The sequence below is a fragment of the Pseudomonas sp. GL_093 genome (assembly GCF_057837605.1).
The window spans coordinates 6,482,703-6,499,055 of record NZ_CM174448.1 but is presented as its reverse complement, the minus strand read 5'-3'; the positions used below and the strand labels follow the sequence as shown (position 1 = coordinate 6,499,055).

General features: G+C 59.6%; 16 protein-coding genes and 1 pseudogene. 5 read left to right on the top strand and 12 right to left on the bottom strand.

Annotated elements, in window-relative coordinates; all coding sequences use genetic code 11:
- Positions 1–138 precede the first annotated feature (138 nt).
- The 3 genes from choV to AC3IUE_RS30035 form a co-directional block, all read right to left on the bottom strand.
- Complete coding sequence (choV, locus tag AC3IUE_RS30045) at positions 139–1,317, bottom strand: choline ABC transporter ATP-binding protein (RefSeq protein ID WP_056739058.1); 1,179 nt, start codon at positions 1,315–1,317, stop codon at positions 139–141.
- The gene (gene choW / locus AC3IUE_RS30040) at positions 1,314–2,159 is read right to left on the bottom strand and encodes a choline ABC transporter permease subunit (RefSeq protein ID WP_046045293.1); all 846 of its coding nucleotides are present in this window, start codon (positions 2,157–2,159) and stop codon (positions 1,314–1,316) included. Before choW ends, choV begins: the two co-directional genes overlap by 4 nt.
- Before the next feature lie 66 nt (positions 2,160–2,225).
- Positions 2,226–3,173, bottom strand: coding sequence for a choline ABC transporter substrate-binding protein (locus AC3IUE_RS30035; protein WP_056739060.1), 948 nt, complete (start codon positions 3,171–3,173; stop codon positions 2,226–2,228).
- Positions 3,174–3,608: 435 nt separating this feature from the next.
- On the opposite strand from AC3IUE_RS30035, the gene AC3IUE_RS30030 reads away from it, so the two are divergent.
- Both AC3IUE_RS30030 and gbdR read left to right on the top strand, forming a co-directional pair.
- A complete protein-coding gene (locus tag AC3IUE_RS30030; RefSeq protein ID WP_046052442.1) occupies positions 3,609–4,985 on the top strand; it encodes an L-serine ammonia-lyase in 1,377 nt (458 codons plus the stop codon).
- 512 nt (positions 4,986–5,497) lie between these two features.
- On the top strand, positions 5,498–6,601 hold the full coding sequence (gbdR, locus tag AC3IUE_RS30025; RefSeq protein ID WP_046029844.1) for a choline metabolism transcriptional regulator GbdR: 1,104 nt from the start codon (positions 5,498–5,500) through the stop codon (positions 6,599–6,601).
- 106 nt (positions 6,602–6,707) lie between these two features.
- Here the strand turns inward: gbdR and AC3IUE_RS30020 are convergent, their stop codons facing one another.
- The 6 genes from AC3IUE_RS30020 to choX all read right to left on the bottom strand — a co-directional run bounded on the left by AC3IUE_RS30020 (position 6,708) and on the right by choX (position 12,053).
- A complete protein-coding gene (locus AC3IUE_RS30020) occupies positions 6,708–6,971 on the bottom strand; it encodes a hypothetical protein (protein ID WP_149416450.1) in 264 nt (87 codons plus the stop codon).
- A gap of 379 nt (positions 6,972–7,350) precedes the next feature.
- Positions 7,351–8,514, bottom strand: a complete 1,164-nt coding sequence (locus AC3IUE_RS30015; RefSeq protein WP_489264503.1) for a gamma-butyrobetaine dioxygenase — start codon at positions 8,512–8,514, stop codon at positions 7,351–7,353.
- 14 nt (positions 8,515–8,528) lie between these two features.
- Entirely contained in the window at positions 8,529–9,005 is a 477-nt protein-coding gene (locus AC3IUE_RS30010) for a thioesterase family protein (protein WP_489264502.1), read from the bottom strand.
- 134 nt (positions 9,006–9,139) lie between these two features.
- Positions 9,140–10,105, bottom strand: a complete 966-nt coding sequence (locus AC3IUE_RS30005; protein WP_338920995.1) for an L-carnitine dehydrogenase — start codon at positions 10,103–10,105, stop codon at positions 9,140–9,142.
- A gap of 27 nt (positions 10,106–10,132) precedes the next feature.
- Positions 10,133–11,020 (bottom strand): 3-dehydrocarnitine:acetyl-CoA trimethylamine transferase CdhC, encoded by an 888-nt coding sequence (cdhC, locus tag AC3IUE_RS30000; RefSeq protein WP_017341199.1) that lies wholly within the window; start codon positions 11,018–11,020, stop codon positions 10,133–10,135.
- A gap of 88 nt (positions 11,021–11,108) precedes the next feature.
- A complete protein-coding gene (choX, locus tag AC3IUE_RS29995) occupies positions 11,109–12,053 on the bottom strand; it encodes a choline ABC transporter substrate-binding protein (protein WP_462000063.1) in 945 nt (314 codons plus the stop codon).
- A gap of 208 nt (positions 12,054–12,261) precedes the next feature.
- Between choX and AC3IUE_RS29990 the strand changes: the two genes are divergently transcribed.
- Positions 12,262–13,221, top strand: a complete 960-nt coding sequence (locus AC3IUE_RS29990; RefSeq protein WP_489264501.1) for a GlxA family transcriptional regulator — start codon at positions 12,262–12,264, stop codon at positions 13,219–13,221.
- Between the two features lie 123 nt (positions 13,222–13,344).
- Here the strand turns inward: AC3IUE_RS29990 and AC3IUE_RS29985 are convergent, their stop codons facing one another.
- The 3 genes and pseudogenes from AC3IUE_RS29985 to AC3IUE_RS29975 form a co-directional block, all read right to left on the bottom strand.
- Positions 13,345–13,761 (bottom strand): DUF3010 family protein, encoded by a 417-nt coding sequence (locus tag AC3IUE_RS29985; protein ID WP_489264500.1) that lies wholly within the window; start codon positions 13,759–13,761, stop codon positions 13,345–13,347.
- A 32-nt stretch (positions 13,762–13,793) separates the two neighbouring features.
- A pseudogene (locus tag AC3IUE_RS29980) lies at positions 13,794–14,024 on the bottom strand (helix-turn-helix domain-containing protein); the annotation flags it as partial.
- A 10-nt stretch (positions 14,025–14,034) separates the two neighbouring features.
- Positions 14,035–14,436 carry a lysozyme inhibitor LprI family protein gene (locus AC3IUE_RS29975; RefSeq protein ID WP_046045304.1) on the bottom strand — a complete coding sequence of 134 codons (402 nt, stop codon included), beginning with the start codon at positions 14,434–14,436 and terminating at the stop codon, positions 14,035–14,037.
- 236 nt (positions 14,437–14,672) lie between these two features.
- On the opposite strand from AC3IUE_RS29975, the gene AC3IUE_RS29970 reads away from it, so the two are divergent.
- Positions 14,673–15,650 (top strand): dipeptidase, encoded by a 978-nt coding sequence (locus tag AC3IUE_RS29970; RefSeq protein ID WP_128874053.1) that lies wholly within the window; start codon positions 14,673–14,675, stop codon positions 15,648–15,650.
- Between the two features lie 171 nt (positions 15,651–15,821).
- Positions 15,822–16,352, top strand: a complete 531-nt coding sequence (locus tag AC3IUE_RS29965; protein WP_008033249.1) for a DUF5943 domain-containing protein — start codon at positions 15,822–15,824, stop codon at positions 16,350–16,352.
- Position 16,353 lies beyond the last annotated feature (1 nt).

Sequence of the window (16,353 nt, the reverse complement as noted above, 5' to 3'; positions counted from 1 at the left end):
CGCTCCCACATTGGAATGCATACCCCTGTGGGAGCGAGCCTGCTCGCGAAGGGGTCATCAGCCGTAAAGCTGCTTGACCCGATATCGCTATAAACAAAAACGCCGCGATCCTCTCGCGGCGTTTTTGTGTGTGTTGCCTTACCCCAGGTTCTTGCCGAGCAGTGCGTGATACAGCTCACTGTCACCGAGGATCCCGACAACTTTGTTGTTGTCGTGCAGCACCAGCTTGTTACCCGTCTGATATCGAATCTGCAGCGCGTCGCGCATGCCGATGTTCGAATCCACCAGTGTTGGCCGACGACCCAAGCCTTCAACCGCTTGCCCTGGGATCCAGTTCTGCAGGTCCAGGCTCGCGCCATTCTGGCGTGCGCCTTTGATGGTGTTGCCTTCGGCCAGGTCCAGCCAGGAATCGCCGCCCGGATCGAGGCATACCGAACCGTTGATGCGTTTGCAGTTGTCCAGGGTGCGCATCAGGCTGCGACCGCAGAGAACGTTCAGCGGGTTGGTGTGGGCAACGAAGGTCCGCACGTAATCGTCCGCAGGGTTCAACACGATCTCTTCCGGCACGCTGTACTGAACAATGCGGCCATCTTTCATGATTGCGATACGGCTGCCGAGCTTCAGGGCTTCATCGAGGTCGTGGCTCACGAACACGATGGTTTTGTTCAGCTTGCTTTGCAGTTCCAGCAGTTCGTCTTGCAGACCTTGGCGGATCAGCGGGTCGAGTGCCGAGAACGGTTCATCCATCAGCAGGATGTCGGCGTCCATCGCCAGGGCACGGGCCAGGCCCACGCGTTGTTGCATACCACCGGACAGCTCGTTGGGTTTCTTGTTGCGCCATTGGGTCAGGCCCACCAGCTCAAGCTTGTCATCCACCAGTTTGCGGCGTTCTTTCTCAGGGCGACCCTGCATTTCCAGACCGAAACTGATGTTCTCGCGCACCGTCAACCAAGGCATCAGGGCAAACTTCTGGAACACCATCGCAATGCGCTTGGTGCGCATCATTTTCAGTTCCGCCGGGGTGCAGGAAGCGATGTCGATCTGCTTGCCTTCGTGCTCGACGAACAGTTTGCCGCGGCTGACGGTGTTGAGGCCGTTGATGCAGCGCAGCAAGCTGGACTTGCCGGAGCCGGACAGGCCCATCAGTACGCAGATTTCACCTTTTTCGACGTCCAGGCTGGCCTTTTCGACCCCAACGATCTGCCCGGTCTTTTTCAGGATCTCGTTACGGGTCATGCCTTGATCCAGCAGCTTGAGCGCCTCGCGTGGATCCTTGGAGAAGATTACGTCGACGTTTTCGAAGCGAATAATGCTCATGCGTCACCCCCTACTTTGGCTTCGGGTTGTTTGCAGATACGGTCGAGCATGATCGCCAGCAGTACGATCGCCAGGCCTGCTTCGAAGCCCAGGGCGATATCAGCAGTGTTCAGTGCGTTGACCACGGGTTTGCCCAGGCCATCGGCGCCCACCAGTGCCGCGATCACCACCATCGACAACGACAGCATGATGCACTGGGTGATACCGGCCGCGATGCTTGGCATGGCGTGGGGCAGTTCGATTCGCGAGAGCAGCTGACGTCGCGAGCAGCCAAAGGCCTTGCCAGCGTCCATCAATTCTTCCGGGACATCGCGAATACCCAGGTAAGTCAGGCGGATAGGCGCGGCAATCGCGAACACCACCGTAGAGATCAGACCCGGGACCACACCCAGACCGAAGAGGGTCAGGGTAGGAATGAGGTACACGAAAGTCGGTACGGTCTGCATCAGATCGAGCACCGGACGCATCAGTGTGTAGAACATCGGTTTATGCGCGGCGACGATGCCCAACGGCACGCCGATGATCACGCAGACGAAGGTGGCAAACAGCACCTGTGCGAGGGTTTCCATGGTTTCCTGCCAGTACCCCAGATTGAGGATCAGCAGGAAGGAGGCGATGACAAAAACGGTCAGGCCCCATTTTCGTTGAATGAAGTGTGCCAGTAGCGCGATGAGGCCGATCAATGCCAGCGGGTTGAACCAGGTCAGCGCAAAAGTCACACCGTGGATCATCGTTTCCAGTGACACGGCGATTGCGTCGAAGGTGCTGGCGCCGTGTTGCGTCAACCATTCAACGAAGCCCGCGATGTACTGGCCTAAAGGTATTTTCTGATCAATCAGCATGGTAGTGAACGTCCGCATGCAAGGAAATAAACAGCCCGGGCGAGCGAACTCGCCCGGCGTAAGCGATTACTGCGCGAGCTTGGCTTTCACGGCCTCCAGGCCTGGTTTACCGTCAATGGTGGTCACGCCAGCGAGCCAGGTATCGAGGACCTGTGGATTCTTTTTCAGCCAGGCCTTGGCGGCCGCGTCAGGCTTCATTTTGTCGTCCAGGATGTTGCCCATCAGCGAGCTTTCCATGTCGACGGTGAACTCCAGGTTTTTCAGCAGCTGACCGACGTTGCCGCATTCCTGGACATAACCCTTGCGGGTGTTGGTCGCCACGGTGGCGGCACCGAAGTCTGGGCCGAAGAAATCGTCACCACCCGTGAGATATTGGATCTTGAAGCGTTTGTTCATCGGGTGCGGCGCCCAGCCCAGGAACACCACGGCGGTGTCGCGTTTCTGGGCGCGGTCGACTTGCGACAGCATGCCCGCTTCGCTGGACTCGACGATCTTGAATCCGGCGTCTTTCAAGCCGAAGGCGTTCTTGTCGATCATACTCTGAATCAGACGGTTGCCATCGTTACCCGGTTCGATGCCGTAGATCTTGCCGTCGAGTTCTTTCTTGAATTTCGGAATATCAGAGAAGTCGTGAAGACCTTTGTCATACAGCGCTTGAGGTACGGCGAGGGTGTACTTGGCGCCTGTGAGGTTGGTGCGCACGACGTCCACGGTGCCGGCATCGCGATAAGCCTTGATGTCGTTTTCCATGGTCGGCATCCAGTTGCCCAGGAATATGTCCATGTTCTTGCCGTCGGCCAGGGACTTGTAGGTCACCGGTACGGAAATCATCGTGGTTTTGGTCTTGTAGCCGAGGGCGTTGAGGACGACGCTGGTGGTGGCGGTCGTTGCGGTGATGTCGGTCCAGCCGACATCGGAGAAGTTTACGGTGCTGCATTGAGCCGGTTCTGCGGCTTGAGCCAGAAACGGCAGACTCAGCATGGCGGCCAACAACAACGACGGGGAACCTTTCATGGATGGACTCCTTGGTGTTTTTTTTGGCAGTGTTCCGACTGGACCACCGCACTTATAGGTTGCGGTTGGATGGCGTTTTGGAGACAGCTCTACCACGGCGCCTTGCAATCGAGTCGATACGATCATGTACCAGTGAAAATCTGACGCCTACAGGGGGCGTCGTAACCAGTACAGGGATGGTCGCATCCAGTGTCGGTGACGTCGTTTACAGCTTTTTTCAGCCCCTTTTGACCCTCTGATCCGCAAAAAAACGGCGAAAACGCAGCGTCAAAGCCTCGCGGCGTTGGTGGGCATGAGTGCGTCGGTGTGAGACGTCGAGCGACATGACAAAAGCCTGATGATGCGGCCATCTCGGCGGATTGCAGCTTGAGCGTAGCAGCTCCGTCACTGGGCGCTTTTGCGTCTGGAGTTGGCACATCCAGGAGTTCGGCAGTAATGGCTATCAGTGTTTTCGACCTGTTCAAAATCGGCATCGGCCCTTCCAGTTCGCACACCGTGGGGCCTATGCGCGCCGCGGCGTTGTTCGTGCAAGGTTTGCGTGAGCGGGGTCTTTTGGAACAAGTACGGCGCGTCGAAGTTCAGCTTTATGGTTCGTTATCGGCCACCGGCATCGGTCACGGCAGCGACAACGCGGTGATCATGGGCCTGATGGGCGAGTGGCCGGACGCGATCGATCCGTCGCAAATCGGCATCCGCATCGAAACCCTGCGCGAAACCCACACGCTGTTGCTCGACGGTCGCTTGTCGGTCCCGTTCATCTGGGCCCGGGACATGCGCCTGATCGACGAGAACCTGCCGTTCCACCCCAACGCCATGACGCTGATCGTCGAAGGTGATGACGGCGAGCTGCATCGCGACACCTACTATTCCATCGGCGGTGGTTTTGTCGTTGATGAGGCACAGGCTTCCAGCGGCGTGGTCGATCTGGACCGCACCGTGCTGCCGTACGATTTCTCCAGCGCCGCCGAACTGCTTAGCCTCTGCAAGCAGCACAACCTGCGCGTTGCAGAGTTGATGATGGCCAACGAGAAGGTCTGGCGCAGCGAAGAGGAAATCCGCGCCGGCCTGATGACACTTTGGCGCGCCATGCAGGATTGCGTGGAGCAAGGCCTCAAGCACGAAGGCATCTTGCCCGGCGGCCTGAATGTGCGTCGTCGCGCGGCCAAACTGCACCGCAGCCTTCAAGAACTGAACAAGCCCAATGTGATCGGCTCGACCTTGAGCGCCATGGAGTGGGTCAACCTGTTCGCCCTGGCGGTCAACGAAGAAAACGCCGCTGGCGGGCGCATGGTCACGGCACCGACCAATGGCGCGGCGGGGATCATTCCGGCGGTGTTGCACTACTTTATGAAGTTCAGCGAAGTGGTGACCGACGCCAACGTGGTCGACTATTTCCTCAGTGCGGCGGCGGTAGGGATTCTGTGCAAGAAGAACGCTTCGATTTCCGGTGCCGAAGTCGGTTGCCAGGGCGAAGTCGGTTCGGCTTGCGCCATGGCGGCGGCCGGGCTGGCGGAGATTCTGGGGGCGACACCGGAACAGCTGTGTAACGCGGCGGAAATCGGTCTGGAGCACAACCTCGGCCTGACCTGCGACCCGGTGGGCGGGTTGGTGCAAGTGCCGTGCATCGAGCGCAATGCGATTGCCGCGGTGAAGGCGATCAACGCGGCGCAGATGGCGCTGCGTGGCGACGGTCAGCACTTTATCTCGCTGGATCGGGTGATCCGCACGATGCGTGATACCGGCGCGGATATGCATGACAAATATAAAGAGACATCGCGCGGTGGGTTGGCGGTTAGCGCGGTTGAGTGCTGAGACCGTAGCGCCCCCTTCGCGAGCAGGCTCGCTCCCACAGGGAGTGCGGTCAACTGTGGGAGCGGGCTTGCTCGCGAAGGCGTCAGACCAGTCAAAACTGCGCGCAAAGTGAACACTCGATTCAAAACGCGCCACGTTTTGGCGCGTCGCTTACAGACAAGCGGCTTCACCTGGATCACGGATCCAGGTTGGCCATTACCGCCTGTCACCTGTGCTTGCGGTGACACTCTTCACCAGGTCGCTGTAGCCCTGTTCCCACAAGTGCTACCGATTTGCTCACGCCCAACGGGGCAGAGCGCCTCCCGCCGATAATGGCACTTATAACCTCCTGTCTCTGCGAGTCATATTTAGACACATCACGACGTCGTTTTCAGGAGTTATTGAACGGCCATTCAACTTTAGGCATGGCATTTGCTCTGTCATTACAAAGCCCGTCTCCCACGCGAGAACGATGGCAATAACAAGAGCCTCCGCCTGAGGCCATCACCCGCTTTGTGTGAGGAGATACCGCGATGACGACGTTCAACTCCGGGGCCCAACCCCAGAACCGTGCGCCTCAATCCATCGGCTTTTTGCTGCTGGACAATTTCACGCTTATTTCTCTGGCCTCCGCAGTAGAACCCCTGCGCATGGCCAACCAGTTGTCCGGTCGTGAGCTGTATCGCTGGACCACGATCACAGTCGATGGCGGTCAGGTCTGGGCCAGTGATGGCCTGCAGATCACTCCCGACTGCTCCATGCACAAAGCACCCGCCCTGGACACCATCATTGTCTGCGGCGGTATCGGCATCCAGCGCACTGTTACCCGTGAACACGTTTCGTGGCTGCAAAGCCAGGCGCGTCAGTCGCGCCGTCTCGGTGCGGTCTGCACCGGCAGCTGGGCCCTGGCGTGCGCCGGCCTGCTGGATGGTTTCGATTGCAGCGTGCACTGGGAATGCCTGGCCTCGATGCAGGAAGCTTTCCCGCGTGTGGCCATGAGTACCCGTCTGTTCACCCTCGACCGTAACCGTTTCACCAGCTCCGGCGGCACCGCGCCGCTGGACATGATGCTGCACCTGATCAGCCGCGATCATGGCCGTGAACTGTCGGCCGCGATTTCGGAGATGTTTGTCTACGAGCGTATTCGCAACGAGCAGGATCACCAGCGTGTGCCGCTCAAGCACATGCTCGGCACCAACCAGCCGAAGTTGCAGGAAATCGTCGCGCTGATGGAGGCCAACCTGGAAGAGCCGATCGACCTCGACGAGCTGGCGGTGTATGTCGCCGTGTCGCGTCGTCAGCTGGAGCGGCTGTTCCAGAAATACCTGCACTGCTCGCCGTCGCGTTATTACCTGAAACTGCGCCTGATTCGCGCCCGGCAGCTGCTCAAGCAAACGCCGATGTCGATCATCGAAGTGGCGTCGGTGTGTGGCTTCGTGTCTACGCCGCACTTCTCCAAGTGCTACCGCGAATACTTCGGCATTCCGCCGCGTGACGAGCGCGTAGGCTCCAACACCACGCAACAAGTAGCGATGATGCCGCTGCCGCAAGCACTGGTGCTGTCGCCGTTGTCCGGGCCGTTGTCGGCGTTGAGTCAGGCGCGCAATGAGTCGACGTTTGCCAGCGTAAGGCTCTAAACCGAGGCGCCTTCATTCGCGAGCAGGCTCGCTCCCACATTAGATCGCGTTCCTCCGAGAGGAGTCGGTCAACTGTGGGAGCGAGCCTGCTCGCGAAGGCGGTTTATCAGGCGCTACGGCTCTGCTGATACTCCGCCAACGCGGGCAGCAATTGCCTGTCGATGGCCTGGCGCACGGCCGGCAGGATGGTCGCGCTGCTGGTGTACATCTGCTTGACCATGGTCCGCAGTTCCGTTGCCCGTTCGTTGTTCAAACCTCGTACCGCGCATTCGCAGGCCTGCTCAGCGGTTGCACCAGGGGGCACCGCAAATCCTAACGCCTTGAGCTGGCCCAACAGGTCTTCCTGGTCAATCAAATCGGCGTACATCATGACGCAATCCTTCTTCAGGGAACGGTGTCGTGGATCGATTCTCGTAGGGGTACGGAGTGGCGGCAAGGACGATTTGTCGCAATGGCCGCAATACCTATGAACAGGTCGTTTTCGGCTAACTTGCGCAGAAGGAGAGTGGGCACACTGGGGTCAGCTGGCTTCACGAAGGTTTGGTCACCCTCGCGCAACGGCTCCTCAACAGTACCCACCTCTGCCCCGATCCTGTCACGGCTTGATCGGGGTTTTTTTTGCCTGTGAATCAGGGAGATATGGTGTATGCACTGGCGCCATCGCGAGCAAGCTCGCTCCCACAGTTGATTTGTGCATGACGCAAAACCAATGTGGGAGCGAGCTTGCTCGCGATGAACGATGACGCGGTTTAACGCTGTAAAACGAGGATGCGCGACAACAATTCATCACGGTCGACATAGCAACCCTGAAAATGCCGGGCGCCAGTGGCGGGGTCGAAAGCGTTGCGGGCGTGGAGGGTGCGGCGGTTGTCGAAACACCACATTTCGCCGGGGCTTAACCGCGTCATCACGCGGAATCGCGTTTCCCGGGTCATCGCAATGAAGCGGCGGTAGGCGTGATAGAGAGCGGGCATCTGCTCGACCGATGCATCGAACGGACCGCGCAGAAAGTTCGCCATGCGGATTTCCGAAACCTGCCCAAAGGCATCCAGCGCGATGATCGGCGCGAGACGGCGGTAGTCGCTGTGGCGGTCTTTGTTGCGGAACTCCACAGGGATTTCGCAAAGGCTTTTGAACGCCTCGGGATCTTCATCGCGCAAGGCTTCGGCAATGGCAAAACCGTCGACGAAAATACTCTCCCCACCCTCGGCGTCATTCACCAGGCAATGCAGAAATTGCAGCCCCGGTTGCAACTCCCGGGTCGGCAGGTCGCTGTGCAGCGGCAGGTTGAACGCGGTGTAGGCGTTGCTGTCTGCATCGGCCTTGGATTGCACGTTGAACAGCACGCCAAAATTGCTCTCGCGGATGAAGGAAATCCGCTGGGCAATCAGCTTCAACGAGCCCGGCTCGGTGGACACACCGCGGACCTGAGTCAGGCCGAGATCGCGCACGGCCAGCAGCCATTGCAGCAAGGCGTCGTTGTCGTCCATCAACGCCTGGTAGTCGAATACCGGCAGCTTCAGGTTACTGTTCCAGAGCTGGCTTTTGGGCTTGGCGGCCCGGCGTTCGGCGCGGGACTGGTCATCGTAGGCGTGAGCCCGTAACCAGCCAGGATCGAAGCGGCTGAGATGACCGTCCTGCCAGTCGACACGCAGGCAGCCTTCGGCATCAATGCTGACGTCCGAGGGCTTCAGGTTGTCGGCGACGTCGACGATTTCCAGCACTTGCTCGCGGGTGACGGTGTAGACGCACAGCGGGCACGGGCAGTTGTCCCGCAGCCACTGATGATGAAAAGGGCTGACACGGTCATCGGCCCACTTCACTTGAATTCGGTCCGCCAGGGTGTGTACGGCGGTCAACGCGCTGATCAACGGGTAGGTACGGAAGTCGGCAAAAGCGGCGGCGGTGTTCAATGGCGATCTCCTTGTTATTTTTTAGGGGGTAACGCGATCACTCGGCCAATGTAGTCGGGGGCGGGAAGGTCGGTTTGCTCGGCGACGATGGCTTGCAGCTTGCTCAAGGTGTCTTCGCTGAACGGTGCAGAGCGCGGCCCGGCGAGGTCGACGTGCAGCAGCATTTGCTCGTTGCCTGCCAGCTCCTTGTCATCGCCTACCCAATGCAGGCTGTGATAGAGGTGCAGGCGTTTTTGGTCGTGAGCGATGATTTGGGTGTGCACTTCGACGTCGGCGTCGAGCTTCACTTCGTGCAGGTAATTGAGGTGCAGTTCGAGGGTGAACAGCGAGTTGCCGCTGGCTTCGCGGTTGTTGCTGTCCATCCCCAGACGATCCATCAGCGCGTCGGTGGCGTAGCTGAAGATGAGCAGGTAGAAGGCGTCGCGCAGGTGGCCGTTGTAGTCGACCCAGTCGGGGATGATTTTGGTTTGGTAGGTGGTGAGGGTGGGCATGGTGAGGGATCCAAATGGCGTGGTGACTGGATGGCCTCATCGCGAGCAAGCTCGCTCCCACATTGGTTCTGTGAACGACGCAGATCTAGTGTGGGAGCGAGCCTGCTCGCGATGGGGCCGGCCCTGTTGACTCATTATTCGCTGAAGGCCATCCCATGCTTCTCTTTGGTGGTTTTCACCGCTTCCAGCACCGCCAGCAAGCAATCATCACGATAGCGCTCCAGCGCCGAAATGCTGTGCGTGCCCAGCTGATCGCTGGTGCCATCCACCACATCATCGATTAACTTGTCGGTCAGCTCCGGTGCCGGCAGATACGTCCACGGCAACTGCAACGCTGGTCCGAATTGCGCCATGAAGTGCCGCATGCCCGCATCGCCACCCGCGAGGGTGTAGGTCAAGAATGTGCCCATGAACGACCAGCGCAGACCCGCGCCAAAGCGAATCGCATCGTCGATTTCACCGGTGGTCGCCACACCGTCGTTGACCAGGTGCAGCGCCTCACGCCACAGCGCTTCGAGCAAGCGGTCGGCGATAAAACCGGGTACTTCCTTGCGCACATGCAGCGGACGCATGCCCAAGGATTCATAGACTTTCATTGCTGCTTGAACGGCTTCCGGGGCGGTGTTTTTTCCGCCAACCACTTCCACCAACGGCAGCAGATAAACCGGGTTGAACGGGTGCCCGACGACGCAACGTTCCGGGTGTGTCGAACTCTCGTAGAACTCGCTCGGCAACAGGCCGGAAGTACTGGAGCCGATCAAGGCATTGGGCTTGGCTGCCGCGCTGATTTTGCTGTGCAGTTCCAGTTTCAGGTCCAGACGCTCAGGGGCGCTTTCCTGAATGAAATCCGCATCGCGAACGCATTCTTCAATGGTGGCGACAAAGCGCAGCCGATCCTGCGATGCGCCCGGCGCCAGGCCCTGTTTCTCCAAAGCGCCCCAGGCATTGGCGACGCGTTTGCGCAGCGCGGCTTCGGCACCGGGCGCCGGGTCCCAGGCCACCACGTCGAGGCCGTGGGCGAGGGCGCGGGACACCCAACCGCTGCCGATGACACCGCTGCCCAGGGCTGCGAAGGTTTTGATTTCAGTGATAAAAGTCATGGCAATTCCAGAATTTGAAAAGGTCGATTAACCGCGCTTGGTCAGGCCCATTTTTGCCCGGCCTTCCGCCGGGGTCAGAACACGGGCGCCGAGACGGCTGAGGATTTCCGAGGCGCGTTCGACCAGTTGGCCGTTGGTCGCCAGTACGCCCTTGTCCAGCCAGATGTTGTCTTCCAGACCGACCCGCACGTTGCCGCCGAGCAATACCGCTTGCGCAGCCATCGGCATTTGCATGCGACCGATGCCGAAACCGGCCCAGACCGCATTGGCGGGCAGGTTGTCGACCATGGCTTTCATGGTGGTGGTGTCGGCCGGCGCGCCCCACGGGATGCCCAGGCAGAGTTGGAACAGCGGGTCGTCGAGCAATCCTTCCTTGATCAACTGCTTGGCGAACCACAGGTGACCGGTGTCGAAGATTTCCAGCTCGGCCTTCACGCCCAGCTCTTGAATGCGTTTGGCGCCAGCGCGCAGCTGGGCCGGGGTGGACACGTAAATGGTGTCGCCGTCGCCGAAGTTCAGGGTGCCGCAATCGAGGGTGCAGATTTCCGGCAGCAGTTCTTCAACGTGAGCCAGACGGGTCAGCGGGCCGACCAGGTCAGTGTTCGGCCCGAACTCCATCGGGTTCTCGCCCGCGCCGATTTCCAGGTCGCCGCCCATGCCGGCGGTGAGGTTGACGATGATGTCGACGTCCGCCTCGCGGATGCGCTCCATCACTTCGCGATACAGCGCGACATCACGGCTGAATTTGCCGGTTTCGGGGTTACGAACGTGGCAGTGAACGACAGTGGCGCCGGCCTTGGCCGCTTCCACGGCGGCCGCGGCGATTTGTTTCGGGGTGACCGGCACGTGTGGGCTTTTGCTGGTCGTGTCGCCAGCACCGGTGAGTGCGCAGGTGATGATGACGTCGTGGTTCATGAGGCGGTTCCTGTTCTTTATGGGAATGGCGGGCGTGATTAGTCGATTCGCAGCCCGGTCGGGCTGCGAGTCGGTGGTTCAATCGGGTTTATTTGGTGGTCAGTTGCAGGTTTTCAGCCGCCGGTTTGCCATCGAAGGTGGTCACGCCTTCGAGCCAGCGTTGCTTGTCTTGCGGGTGATCTTTCAGCCATTGCTTGGCCGACTCGAAAGCGTCCTTGTGATCCAGCAGCGGCTGCATCATCCGGCTCTCGTCTTCGGCGGTGTAGGTCAGGTTGCTCAGCAAACGACCGATGTTCGGGCATTGCTCGGCGTATTTCGGCGCGGTGACGGTCCAGACGGTGGCCATGCCTTCGTCCGGGCCCAGAGCATCGTCGCTGCCGGTGAGGTACGTCATCTTCACGTTGACGTTCATCGGATGCGGCGCCCAGCCGAAGAACACCACGGCCTCCTTGCGTCGCACGGCGCGATCCACCGCCGCGAGCATGCCGGCCTCACTGGACTCGACCAGCTGGAACTTGCCGAGGCCGAACTGGTTCTTGGCGATCATCGCCTTGATCTGGGTGTTGGCGCCCGAGCCCGGCTCGATGCCGTAGATTTTGCCGCCCAATTCCTTTTCAAACTTGGCGATGTCGGCAAAGGTTTTCAGGCCCTTGTCGGCGAGGTAGGTCGGTACGGCGAGTGTGGCGCGGGCATCTTTCAGGCTTGGCGCCTCAAGCACCTTGACCTGATTGGCCGAAACGAACGGCGTGATGGTCTGGGTCATCAGCGGGTTCCAGTAGCCCAGGAACAAGTCCAGGCGCTGGTCGCGGATCCCGGCGAAGATGATTTGCTGGGAAGCGCTGGTTTGTTTGGTGTTGTAGCCGAGGCCATCAAGCAGGACTTGGGTCATGGCACTGGTGGCGATCACGTCGGTCCAGTTCACAACGCCCATGCGCACGTTCTGGCATGAAGCAGGTTCGGCCGCCATGACGCTGGCGCTCAGGAAAGCGGTACCGCTGAGTGCAAGAACACAGCTGCTGATCAGTCGTTTCATCTCAGGTTCCTCGGCAGTTCGTTATTGTGGGTCCGGTCGTCTTTGTGCGCCGGTGATGCCAAGTTACGCAGCTTAAGGCCCGCTAAAGCGCACTGCGGCGACCAGCTCTTGCACTGCAGCGACCTGCGCTCTTGAATGCCGCCGGCAAGTGGCGTATCAACGTCCACACGCTTCCCGTCCTCTCGCTACCTGCCATCGAGTGCGCTCCATGTCCCAGGATTTCTACTTCTTGTTGATGCCGGGTTTCTCGGCCATCGGTTTTATCTCGGCCATCGAGCCGCTGCGGGTCGCCAATCGCTTTCGTGGCGAGCTGTACCGCTGGCATGTGCTCAGTGCGGACGGCGGGGCGGTGCTGGCCAGCAACGGCATGTCGGTCAACGCCGACGCGGCGCTGGAACCGCTGAAGAAAGGTGCAACCCTGCTGGTGGTCGCCGGCTTCGAACCGCTGAAATTCGCCACCCCGGCGCTGGAACACTGGCTGCGCCGCCTGGACAACGAAGGCGTGACCCTCGGTGCCATCGACACCGGCAGCTTCATCCTCGCCGAGGCCGGCCTGCTCGACGGCCACCGCTTGACCCTGCACTGGGAAGCCATCGACGCGTTCAAGGAATCCTATCCACAGCTCAGCGTCACCCAGGAGCTGTTCGAGATCGACCGTCGGCGCATTACCTCCGCCGGCGGCACCGCTTCCATCGACCTGATGCTCGACCTCATCAGCCAGGCCCACGGCCCGGAACTGGCGATCCAGGTCAGCGAACAATTCGTACTCGGCCGCATCCGCCCGCGCAAAGACCACCAGCGCATGGAAGTCGCCACGCGTTATGGCATCAGCAACAAGAAACTGGTGCAGGTGATTGGGGAGATGGAGCAGCACAGCGAACCGCCGCTGAGCACACTTGAGTTAGCCGAATCGATCAAGGTGACGCGGCGCCAGTTGGAGCGATTGTTTCGCCTGCATTTGAACGACACGCCGAGCAATTTCTATCTGCGCTTGCGGCTGGAGAAAGCCCGGCAGTTGTTGCGGCAGACGGATATGAGCGTGTTGGAAGTGAGCATTGCGTGCGGGTTTGAATCGCCGTCGTATTTCACTCGCAGCTATCGGGCGCGGTTTGCGCGGTGTCCGCGGGAAGATCGGCGGCGGATGGGGGATGGTCGGGAGCTGGTCTGAACACAGAAGATCCCCTGTGGGAGCGAGCCTGCTCGCGATAGCGGTGGATCAGTCAATATCAACTTGAATGACGGACCGCTATCGCGAGCAGGCTCGCTCCCACATTTTGATCCGGTTTCGCTTTTACTTCTTCATCAGGGCGGAGCAGGCCGCTTTAAACGCTTCATGCTGATACTTGTTCAGCGTCCCCGGCAGTTCAAAGTCGAATTTCTTGTTCTGCGCATTAATCGTCTGTGGCGACAGCAGCGTGACCTCGCAATTTTCCAGTAACTGGAAAACACCTTCGATCTTGAACGTGGTCGGCCCACCGGCGAACTCACCTTTCTTGCTGCGCTTCTTGATCGCGATCCGATCGATGGCGTTCTCGCGCACAAACGACGCCACCTGAGCGGCAAACACTTTGACGTTGGCGGCTTCGTCGTCATCGTCTAGGGCGATTTTCTTGGTGGCTAGAGCGACGTGGCTCAGCACCTGATCGTCGAGGGAGGCCACGGCGATGATGGCTTCGCTGCCTTTGATTTCGATGCCGCAGATTTTCATTTGAATTCCTTAACTGGCTGATGGCGTGCAGCTTACAGCTCAAGCTGATCGGCGTTGATGCCAAAAGCCGCGGCAATTTTCTCACGGGTCGCCTTGCGAGGCTTGGCAACAGTCTCCTGCTGGGCGAAGGCCGGTTGGGAGATGCCCATGCGTTTGGCCACTTCATCCTGTGTAAGGTTCAGATGTTCGCGCCAGGCCCTGATGGGTAGAGCACCGTCAACGATGCGGCTGACTACTTCGTGTGGGATCAAATGATTCTCCATGTGTATGTTTCTACTCCTGCCCAATCGACTCCAAAAACTCCGACCGTTCATCACTCATCCGCGCCACGCAATCATTCTGCGCAATCGTGAATGCCTTGCTACCGCTCGTCGCCGGAAACGCCTCAACCGCGCAATCCGCATCCCGGGTCTTCAGCCACTGCTGTTGTGCGGCTTTGAGCTTGGCGGTGATGTCGGTCAGTTGCGCCGGGTTCTTGCCGTAGAGCGTCTGCATGCGCTCGGTCAGGCCCTGATAGTTGTCTTTTAGCAGCTGTTCGGCGGTGTTTTTGCTAAAGGTCGAGCATTCCAGGGTCTGGACTTCGTTTTCGACTTTGTCGCAGGGGTTATCGTCGGCCTCTTCCGCCGCGTGTACGCCGGTCGCTATCAGTGCCAAAGCCAGGAAGATCGATTTCATTGCGCCGCCGCCCCTTATTTCAGTAAAGCATCCAGTAATGGCGCGAATTCTGGCCCATGCGCAGGCCCTTGAACAGGTGGCTCATGACGTCCGGCGACGACCCTTTGTCGCGGATTGACGCTTTCGGCAAACCCCCTGTCGTTTTTGCACCCGGCTGCACCCTCCCTCAGGCATATGCTGGCCCCAAAGCGCCGGCACACGATTCGGCGCATGAATCGCTAATAGGGGACAGCCTGATGAGCCCAGCCGAATTGCACGCCGACAGCATCGTTATCGACGGTCTGATTATTGCCAAGTGGAACCGTGAGCTGTTCGAAGACATGCGCAAGGGCGGTCTGACCGCGGCCAACTGCACCGTGTCGGTGTGGGAGGGCTTTCAGGCCACTGTGAACAATATCGCCGCCAGCCAGAAGCTGATCCGCGAAAACAGCGACCTGGTGATTCCAGTGCGCACCACCGCCGATATCCGCAAGGCCAAGGAGCAGGGCAAGACCGGCATCCTGTTCGGCTTCCAGAATGCTCACGCCTTTGAAGACCAGATCGGCTACGTCGAGGTGTTCAAGCAGCTGGGCGTCGGTATCGTGCAGATGTGCTACAACACCCAGAACCTGGTCGGCACCGGTTGCTACGAGCGTGATGGCGGCCTGTCGGGTTTCGGTCGCGAAATCGTCGCCGAGATGAACCGCGTCGGCGTCATGTGCGACCTGTCCCACGTAGGTTCGAAAACCTCCGAAGAAGTCATCCTCGAATCCAAGAAGCCGGTCTGCTACTCCCATTGCCTGCCGTCGGGTCTGAAGATTCACCCGCGCAACAAATCCGATGAAGAACTGAAGTTCATCGCCGATCACGGCGGTTTCGTCGGCGTGACCATGTTTGCGCCATTCCTGGCCAAGGGCATCGATTCGACCATCGACGATTACGCCGAAGCCATCGAATACACCATGAACATCGTCGGCGAAGACGCCATCGGTATCGGCACCGACTTCACCCAGGGCCATGGCCAGGACTTCTTTGAATACCTGACCCATGACAAGGGCTACGCCCGCCGCCTGACCAGCTTCGGCAAGATCATCAACCCGCTGGGCATCCGCACCGTCGGCGAGTTCCCGAACCTGACCGAAACCCTGCTCAAGCGCGGCCATTCCGAGCGCGTGGTCCGCAAGATCATGGGCGAGAACTGGGTGAGCGTCCTGAAGGACGTCTGGGGCGAGTAAGCCCACTTTGAACAACGATCCCTTGTAGCAGCTGCCGAGGTACGAGGCTGCGTTGCGGTCCGCAGGACCGCCCTCGGGGGCTGCTTCGCAACCCAACGCAGCCTCGCAGGCTCGGCAGCTGCTACAGGGCTAGCACGACAACACAACGAATTTTTCTGGAGTTAAGTTTCCATGGCCAAGATCGCCCCGCAATTGCCAATCGAAGTCGACAGCGAAACCGGTGTCTGGACCTCCGACGCCCTGCCGATGCTGTATGTGCCGCGTCATTTCTTCGTCAACAACCACATGGGCATCGAGGAAGTGCTGGGCGCCGACGCCTACGCCGAAATCCTCTACAAGGCCGGCTACAAATCCGCCTGGCACTGGTGTGAAAAAGAAGCCGAATGCCACGGCCTGGAAGGCGTCGCGGTGTTTGAGCACTACATGAAGCGCCTGTCGCAGCGCGGCTGGGGCCTGTTCAAGATCCAGGACATCGACCTCGACAAAGGCACCGCCAGCGTCAAGCTCGAACACTCGGCGTTCGTCTACGTGTACGGCAAGGTCGGGCGCAAGGTCGACTACATGTTCACTGGCTGGTTTGCCGGTGCCATGGACCAGATTCTGCAAGCCCGTGGCAGCAAGATCCGCACCGTTGCCGAACAGGTTTACGGTGGCTCCGAAGAAGGCCACGACGACGGCCTGTTCACCGTCAAGCCGTTGTAAG

Bases quoted from the DNA above. Each gene is read 5' to 3' on its own strand.
- choV (WP_056739058.1), bottom strand. From the start codon at position 1,317: ATGAGCATTATTCGCTTCGAAAACGTCGACGTAATCTTCTCCAAGGAT.
- choW (WP_046045293.1), bottom strand. From the start codon at position 2,159: ATGCTGATTGATCAGAAAATACCTTTAGGCCAGTACATCGCGGGCTTC.
- AC3IUE_RS30035 (WP_056739060.1), bottom strand. From the start codon at position 3,173: ATGAAAGGTTCCCCGTCGTTGTTGTTGGCCGCCATGCTGAGTCTGCCG.
- AC3IUE_RS30030 (WP_046052442.1), top strand. From the start codon at position 3,609: ATGGCTATCAGTGTTTTCGACCTGTTCAAAATCGGCATCGGCCCTTCC.
- gbdR (WP_046029844.1), top strand. From the start codon at position 5,498: ATGACGACGTTCAACTCCGGGGCCCAACCCCAGAACCGTGCGCCTCAA.
- AC3IUE_RS30020 (WP_149416450.1), bottom strand. From the start codon at position 6,971: ATGATGTACGCCGATTTGATTGACCAGGAAGACCTGTTGGGCCAGCTC.
- AC3IUE_RS30010 (WP_489264502.1), bottom strand. From the start codon at position 9,005: ATGCCCACCCTCACCACCTACCAAACCAAAATCATCCCCGACTGGGTC.
- AC3IUE_RS30005 (WP_338920995.1), bottom strand. From the start codon at position 10,105: ATGACTTTTATCACTGAAATCAAAACCTTCGCAGCCCTGGGCAGCGGT.
- cdhC (WP_017341199.1), bottom strand. From the start codon at position 11,020: ATGAACCACGACGTCATCATCACCTGCGCACTCACCGGTGCTGGCGAC.
- choX (WP_462000063.1), bottom strand. From the start codon at position 12,053: ATGAAACGACTGATCAGCAGCTGTGTTCTTGCACTCAGCGGTACCGCT.
- AC3IUE_RS29990 (WP_489264501.1), top strand. From the start codon at position 12,262: ATGTCCCAGGATTTCTACTTCTTGTTGATGCCGGGTTTCTCGGCCATC.
- AC3IUE_RS29985 (WP_489264500.1), bottom strand. From the start codon at position 13,761: ATGAAAATCTGCGGCATCGAAATCAAAGGCAGCGAAGCCATCATCGCC.
- AC3IUE_RS29975 (WP_046045304.1), bottom strand. From the start codon at position 14,436: ATGAAATCGATCTTCCTGGCTTTGGCACTGATAGCGACCGGCGTACAC.
- AC3IUE_RS29970 (WP_128874053.1), top strand. From the start codon at position 14,673: ATGAGCCCAGCCGAATTGCACGCCGACAGCATCGTTATCGACGGTCTG.
- AC3IUE_RS29965 (WP_008033249.1), top strand. From the start codon at position 15,822: ATGGCCAAGATCGCCCCGCAATTGCCAATCGAAGTCGACAGCGAAACC.